Raw genomic sequence first — 6,998 nt, 5'->3', positions numbered from 1 at the left:
ATCACCGGGCAGTTTTACTGGCCACCAGCGGGCACATTAACTGACCGTCAGTGGGCAGAAACTAATGGCCATTGACACGATTAGCAGGGTGAGGACGAGGACGCTCAGCGCGATTCCCAACGGGCCACGAAACGGCTCTGTTGCGTTTGCGACAACAGCAATAATGAGCCCACCCGCGAGTCCAAACAATACAGCCATCCGCAACAGCGTCCGGCTGATGCTGAACATATATATGTACCGGCCGGACTCGCTGGAAACCGCATGTCGGTTCATCTGCCGAGAATAGCCCTGCGAACGCTCATTGAACATCCCATATGTGGTGGCCACGGGAATGCAGATTCGTTTCGAATCGTCCACCACACCCTCGACTGCCCCAACACCGTTGGCACCTTGATCAAGCGCGCAGGTCGGGGAAAGGTGCCGGACGCACCGTCCGGTCCCTATCACTCGCACCTACCTCTGAATGTGCTCCTACACGCCTGCAGGGTGCGGACCGGACAGCCGAGATCTTGACGGGGTACTTGTATTTTGCAAGTATGACGCATGAGCCTTTTCGTCACCTGCCCTGTCGAGAGCGTCGAGCGCGCGACCGCCTTCTACACCGCCCTCGGCTGGACCCTCAACCGGGAGATGTCCGATCATAATGTGTCATGCTTCGCGATCGCGCCCGAGCAGTACGTCATGCTCGGTAGCCGCGAGATGTATGCGAGCGTCGGCGGCGCCGAGGAGTTGGTCGGCGGACCCGATACCCCCTCGAAGGTCACGGTCTCGTTCGACCTCGGCAGCCGTCAGGCGGTCGATGAGCTCGTCGAACGTGCCGGTGCCGCTGGCGGTCGGATCGGGGATGTCGACGACTACCCATTCATGTACCAGCGCCAGTTCGACGATCCTGACGGCTATCATCACTCGCCGTTTTGGATGAAGCCGGACGCCGATCCGACGGTGTGAGCGACCTCGCCGCGGCCCTCGACAAAGTTGGAGCACGGTGGGCCCTGCTCATCGTGGAGCAGCTTCTTGACGGGCCGCAGCGCTACGGCGATCTGCAGCGCGACCTCGGAGTGCCGACCAACATTCTCGCGACCCGCCTGCGCGAGCTCGAAGCGGCCGGGGTACTGTCCCGTCTGCCCCTCCGGCACAACACCCGGGCCTACGCGCTGACTGATCGCGGGCTTGCCTTGCGTGAGGCCATCGTCGCGCTGGGACGCTGGGGCAGCGGGCAGGCCTAAGCGTGGCGCGCTCAATCGCGATACCCGCCGACGAGGCCCTCCGCAGCCTACCGTGCCGCTGCCAACCACAGGACAGAGGTAGCTGTTCCGCGGCGTGCAGCTCTGTACAACGAATACCGGCTCACGGGAGACTGGCCCATGCGCAAACTGACCTTCGGCATGAACGTAAGCGTGGACGGCTACATTGCCGCTCCTGGCGGCGACCTGGGGTGGAGCGCGCCAAGCGACGAACTGTTCCAATGGTGGTCCAACCGGGTGGGGACGACGGGGCTGTCGCTGTATGGGCGGAAACTATGGGAGACGATGAGCTCCCACTGGCCGACCGCCGACCAGCAGCCTGGCACGACACAGGCGGAGATCGAGTTTGCCCGCCGCTGGCGGAACATGCCCAAGGTGGTGTTCTCCTCGACGATCAGCACGGTCGACTGGAACTCGCGCCTGGTTACCGGCGACGCGGTTGCGGAGATCACCCGGCTCAAGGCCGACGACGGCGCCCCCATGGACATCGGCGGTGCCACACTGGCCGCGGCGGCCATGCGGGCCGGGCTGATCGACGAGTACCTGATCGTCACCCATCCGGTCCTGGTGGGAGGGGGCACGCCCTTCTTCACAACCCTGGACAACTGGGTGAACCTGAGCCTGGCGGGGACCCGGACGTTTCCCGACGGCGTGCTCCTCACCAGATACGAGACCAAGAGCTGAACGCGTCAGCAGTGAGAGTGCCCGGGCAAGAGCTACTGCGTAATATGCAACAGCGCTACCAAACTGCGCAGAGGCGGTTTAGAACGAAGGCCGCTGCCACAACCAGTCCTATAAGCGCGGAAGGCCAGATATACCGCAGCTAGTCACCGTCCACGCTGAAGAACCGGTCGTTGAAACCTAAGAAGCCATGGGCCTCCACCCGCTGTAACTGCACGGTGATGTACCCCGCCAGACGTATGACCAGCACGGACCCGGCAACGGCAATGACGACAGTGACCGCCGCTCAAAGGCGGGCACCGGATTGTTCCTTTGTGCCCAACCCAACGCACGCGCAACGGGCCTTAGTAGGACCCCTACAAAATGGCCCCTGTTCCGCCCCGGTAGCGTCGGCTGTACATTGGATTCCGCTTGTACAACCCCGACAGGACCATCATGAGCAACACCGAGACCACCACAGAAACCAGCAAACGGACGCAGCGCCGCCGCTGGAACGGAACCGACCTGGGACTGATCGCCGTCTTCGCCGCCCTCGTTGCCGGCGCAGCCCTGGTGCCGGGGCTGGCCCTGAACGGCTTCGGTGTCCCCATCACCTTCCAGACCCTGGCCGTGATGCTCACCGGCCTGGTGCTGGGCCCCGCCCGCGGATTCGCCGCCGTCGGACTTTACACCCTCCTGGGCCTGGCCGGCCTGCCCATCTTCAGCCAGGGCCGCAGCGGCCTGGCCATCCTTGCTGGGCCTTCGGCCGGCTACATCATCGCCTTCCCCATCGCCGCCGCGGTGGTGGGTTGGCTGGCCACTGTGGTCATCCGGCGGACCACGAAGGCCCGCGCCCTATGGTTCTTCCTGGCCGCAACGGCCACGAGCGTTGTCTTCGTGCATACGCTGGGCGTCCTGGGAATTGCCCTCAACTCCAAAGCCACCCTGGAGCAGGCCTTCCTCAGCGACCTGGTCTTCTATCCGGGGGACATCATCAAGAACGTCCTGGCCGCCGCCGTCGCCGTCGCCCTTCACCGGGCCTTCCCCGACGTCCTGGTGCGCCGCGTACGCCACCGCGCCCTGGGCGAAAGCGCTTAGGACGCCATGCCCGCAGTGGCCTTCGACCAGGTAACCGTCGCCGTCGAAACGGAGAATTCCCCGCAGCCCAAGGTCCTCCTTGACGCGGTCAACCTGAGGCTGGACGAAGCACGGGTAGGCGTCATCGGCGCCAACGGATCCGGCAAGTCAACGCTGCTGCGCCTGGTCAACGGGCTTATCCAGCCCACCACCGGCACCGTTACGGTCGACGGCGACGATACAGTGGGTGCCGCCCGGAAGGTCAGGCGCAACGTGGGGTTCGTCTTCACCGATCCCCTGTCCCAGCTGGTGATGCCAACGGGGCGGGAAGATGTGGAATTGTCGCTGCGCCGTTCGGTCCGCAACGGCACCGAGCGGCGGCGCCTGGCAGAAAAGGCCCTCGAACGCCTGGGCCTGCTGCACCTGGCAGACCAAAGCATCTACGAGCTGTCCGGCGGCGAACGGCAGCTGATGGCGCTCGCCGCCGTGCTGGCTGTGGACCCGGCGGTGCTGGTCCTGGACGAGCCCTCCACCCTCCTGGACCTGCGCAACCGCGAACTGCTTCGCAGGACCCTGACGGACCTGGACCAGCAGATCATCATGTCCACCCACGACCTTGACCTGGCCCTGGACATGGACCGGGTCCTGGTCATTGAACAGGGCCGCGTGGCCTTCGACGGCGCCCCGGCGGACGGCGTGGCGGCCTACCGCTCATGGTGCCTGCAGGGGCTCGACGCCACAAGGCGGGACGCGACGTGAGGGGCCACGGGTTCCTCCTGGCCAACTACGTGCCCGGTACCTCCCCGGTGCACCGGGCCCCGCTGGCTCTGAAGTTCCTCCTGGTCCTTGGTTTCGGCTTGCTTTCCTTCGTCATCGTGGACTGGCGTATCTCCGCGGCAGTCCTTGCCGTTCTGGCCGGACTGTGCCTGGTCAGCGGCGCCGGGGTAAAAAGGCTGTGGCGCGCCGTCCGCCCGCTGGCCCCCGTACTCGTTGTCATCGGACTGTTCCAGTGGTGGCAGCTGGGCGGACCCACCGCGGCACGGATCGTGCTGAACATCCTGGTCTGCGTCGTGGCAGCGTCCCTCCTCACGGCCACCACTCCCGTACAGCGGATCCTGGACGGTGTGGTCCACCTGGCACGCCCCTTCAGGAGGTTCGGAGCAGATCCTGAACGCTTCGCCCTGACCATCGGCATCATGCTCCGCAGCATCCCGTTCATCGCCGGCACCTTCGCCGACGTCCGCGACTCCGCCAAGGCCCGTGGCCTGGAGCGCAACCCCCGCGCCCTGGTCCTGCCGGTCTTTATCACGTCGGTGGCCTACGCCCGCCAAACAGGCGAGGCACTGGCCGCCCGCGGCCTGGGCGAAGCGGAAGACTGAGGGCCAGGACCGTCAGCTACAGCCGCCGGTACTCCAGGAGTGCCGCCGTCCCCATGCCACCGGCCATGCTGATCAGGGCCAGCCCCAGGGCGCCCTCGGTGTCCGCCCGCCGTGCCTGGGCCAGCAGCCGGGTCACCAGCACGGCACCCGACGCACCGTAGGCATGCCCCAGCGCCAGCGCCCCGCCGTCGAGGTTCGCCCGGCCGGGATCGATCCCCAGCTGGTCCAGGCACGCGAGTGTCTGCGAAGCGAACGCCTCGTTGAACTCCACCAGGTCCAGCTCGTCGGCTTTCACACCTGCCGCAGCCAGGACACCACTGGCAGCCGGGACAGCGCCCATCCCCAGCACCTGCGGAGCCACGCCGGCGGTACCGGTGCCGCGCACCAGCAGGCCATGGCGCACCCCCCGTTGACGGGCCCGTTCAAGGGACGTTACGACGACGGCGGAAGCGGCGTCCGCGTCGAAGCAGGAGTTTCCGGCGGTGACAGTTCCTCCGGGCACAAAGGCGGCCGGGAACCGCGCCATGACGGCCGGCGTCAGGTTGGCCCGCGGGCCGCCGTCCAAGGAGACGGTCCCCGCGGAGGTTTCCAGCGGCACGAGTTCGTTCGTGAAGCGTCCATCCTGGATGGCAGCGATGGCTTTCCTGTGGCTGGCCAGCGCGAAGGCGTCCTGCCGCTCGCGGGCAACGCCGTATTCTTCGGCCACCGTTTCCGCGGCCACGCCCATATCCGGGTCCCCGAAGCTGTCCGGCACAAACTGGGCGCGCCGGTAGAACTCCGGGCCGCCGTCGTCCTTTATGTGCGCCCGCAGGGGCGCGGTACTGGTGCTCTCCACTCCCCCGGCCAGGTACAGCGGGCTGCCGCCGGCGGCGACCAGTCGGGCGGCAAGGACGATGGCGTCCAGGCCTGAGCCGCACTGCCGGTCCACAGTGATGCCCGGCACCGTGACGGGAAGTCCGGCCTCCAGCAGGGCCAGCCTGGCCACGTTTCCGCCGCCGCCCACGGCGTTGCCGATAACGACGTCAGTGACGGCCGCGGGGTCCAGCGCTACTTCCGCCACAAGCGTCCGGAGGACCGGCGCCAGGAGTTCGTGGGCGCGCAGGCTCCGCAGGGCGCCGTTGACGGGGTACACCGGGGTCCGGCGTGCGGCGATGATGACCGGCTGGCGTTCGGGCGGCAGGAGGTCAGGCGCCAAGGGCACGCACCCTGGGGTCCCGGGTGTTGATCCACTCCAGCAGGAGGTTCCGGCTGACCTTTCCGCGGTCCGTGGTGGGAAGCTCCTGAAGCAGGTAGTACTGCAGGGGCCGCTTGTGCCGGGACAGGATGTCCTCCAGGCCGGCCCGCAGCTGGGTGGCAGTGATTCCGCCATGGGCCGGCACTACACCCGCGACGACGCGCTGGCCGCGCAAATCGTCCGGCATGCCGGCAGCGACGGCTGCCGCAACCCCGGGGACCGCTGCCAGGGCCAGTTCCACCTCGTGCGGGTAGACGTTCCGCCCGGCGGTGAGGATCATGTCGGCGCGCCGACCCAGGATGTGCAGCTCGCCGTCGGCCAAGTAGCCCTGGTCCCCTACCGTGTACCAGGCGCCGAAGGACCGCAGCGCTTCGCCGTCGTCGCCCCAGAGGTAGCCATTGCTCACCATGCCGCTGCGGACGCAGATGTTGCCGTACCCGCCGTCGGGGACAGGGGCGCCGTCGTCATCCAGGATCCGGACGTCGACGCCAGGAAACGGCCGGCCGATTCCGGTTCCACCGGCGGTGGCAGCCTGGCCGGGTGCCAGGCCAAGGCCGGACACGAAGCTCAGTTCGGAGGCGCCGTAGTACTCGTAGATGGTGGCGTTGGGCGCCCAGCGCCTGGCCGCTTCGAGGGTGCGGGCATCGAGCTTGGAACCGGCGCAGATGATAGTGCGGATACCGGACGCATCGACGCATCCGGTCATGCCGCGTTCGCTGAGCATCCGCAGCATGGTGGGCACCAGGACCAGCCGGGTGACGCGGTCGTGGGTGATGGCCGCATGGACGTCCCCGACGTCGAACGTCTCGAGGGTCTGGAACTCCGAACCGGCGTACAGGCACTCAGCCAGGGCGTAGAGGTTCAGGCTGGCGGCCAGCGGGCCCGGCGCAAGGGTCACGTCGTCCTGGCGCAGCCCGAAGAATTCGATCGACGCGTCGAAGGACTGCTGCCAGGACTGCCGGCAGCGGGTGAAGGCCTTGGGTATGGACGTGGTTCCGGAGGTGAGGCCGATCAGGAAGCTGGAGTCCGGCGGACCGTCTGCCAGCTGGTCATCCGGGGACACGGGGGCCGGATCAGCGCATGCTTCCACCCGCCGGGCAATGTCTTCCTGCAGCGGGGCGGCCCACGCCGGATCCAGGACGGCGCATTGCCGGCCGCCCGCCACGGCGGCTGCGAATTTCACGACAAAGTCCACGGAATTAGCCTCACACAGCGCCGTGACCGACTTGGTCCCGGCCATCAGTTCAGCCGCAGCGTCCCGCAGCTGTTCCCAATCGAGGCGGCGTCCGGCGATGACGACGGCGGTGTCGTGCGGCCGCTGCCCGGCCCAGCGCTGGAGCTTGTCGAGGAAAGGCACGGACCAACTTTACCGGCCGCGCGGATTGAGCGCCCGGCCCGCGGGTA

Annotated in this window: 8 protein-coding genes; 6 read left to right on the top strand and 2 right to left on the bottom strand. The window is 67.2% G+C overall.

Annotated elements, in window-relative coordinates:
• Positions 1–543: 543 nt before the first annotated feature.
• The 6 genes from ACTHQS_RS10605 (at position 544) to ACTHQS_RS10580 (ending at position 4,360) form a co-directional block, all read left to right on the top strand.
• Entirely contained in the window at positions 544–948 is a 405-nt protein-coding gene (locus ACTHQS_RS10605; RefSeq protein ID WP_440168447.1) for a VOC family protein, read from the top strand.
• On the top strand, positions 945–1,226 hold the full coding sequence (locus ACTHQS_RS10600; RefSeq protein ID WP_440168445.1) for a winged helix-turn-helix transcriptional regulator: 282 nt from the start codon (positions 945–947) through the stop codon (positions 1,224–1,226). The genes ACTHQS_RS10605 and ACTHQS_RS10600 overlap by 4 nt, the downstream gene beginning before the upstream one ends.
• 138 nt (positions 1,227–1,364) lie before the next feature.
• Positions 1,365–1,928, top strand: coding sequence for a dihydrofolate reductase family protein (locus tag ACTHQS_RS10595; RefSeq protein ID WP_440168443.1), 564 nt, complete (start codon positions 1,365–1,367; stop codon positions 1,926–1,928).
• Between the two features lie 432 nt (positions 1,929–2,360).
• Complete coding sequence (locus ACTHQS_RS10590; RefSeq protein ID WP_440168441.1) at positions 2,361–3,002, top strand: biotin transporter BioY; 642 nt, start codon at positions 2,361–2,363, stop codon at positions 3,000–3,002.
• Between the two features lie 6 nt (positions 3,003–3,008).
• Entirely contained in the window at positions 3,009–3,740 is a 732-nt protein-coding gene (locus tag ACTHQS_RS10585; protein WP_440168439.1) for an energy-coupling factor ABC transporter ATP-binding protein, read from the top strand.
• Complete coding sequence (locus ACTHQS_RS10580; protein ID WP_440168437.1) at positions 3,737–4,360, top strand: energy-coupling factor transporter transmembrane component T family protein; 624 nt, start codon at positions 3,737–3,739, stop codon at positions 4,358–4,360. Before ACTHQS_RS10585 ends, ACTHQS_RS10580 begins: the two co-directional genes overlap by 4 nt.
• A gap of 16 nt (positions 4,361–4,376) precedes the next feature.
• On the opposite strand, the gene ACTHQS_RS10575 is transcribed toward ACTHQS_RS10580, so the two are convergent.
• Together ACTHQS_RS10575 and ACTHQS_RS10570 are read right to left on the bottom strand one after the other, a co-directional pair.
• Positions 4,377–5,555 carry a thiolase family protein gene (locus tag ACTHQS_RS10575; protein WP_440168435.1) on the bottom strand — a complete coding sequence of 393 codons (1,179 nt, stop codon included), beginning with the start codon at positions 5,553–5,555 and terminating at the stop codon, positions 4,377–4,379.
• The gene (locus ACTHQS_RS10570) at positions 5,545–6,951 is read right to left on the bottom strand and encodes a class I adenylate-forming enzyme family protein (protein WP_440168433.1); all 1,407 of its coding nucleotides are present in this window, start codon (positions 6,949–6,951) and stop codon (positions 5,545–5,547) included. The genes ACTHQS_RS10575 and ACTHQS_RS10570 overlap by 11 nt, the downstream gene beginning before the upstream one ends.
• Positions 6,952–6,998: the final 47 nt, after the last annotated feature.

Source organism: Arthrobacter sp. SAFR-044 (assembly GCF_051965175.1).
Classification (GTDB): Bacteria; Actinomycetota; Actinomycetes; order Actinomycetales; family Micrococcaceae; genus Arthrobacter.
The sequence above is the reverse complement of the archived record's forward strand: the minus strand, read 5'-3'. Positions and strand labels throughout refer to the sequence as shown.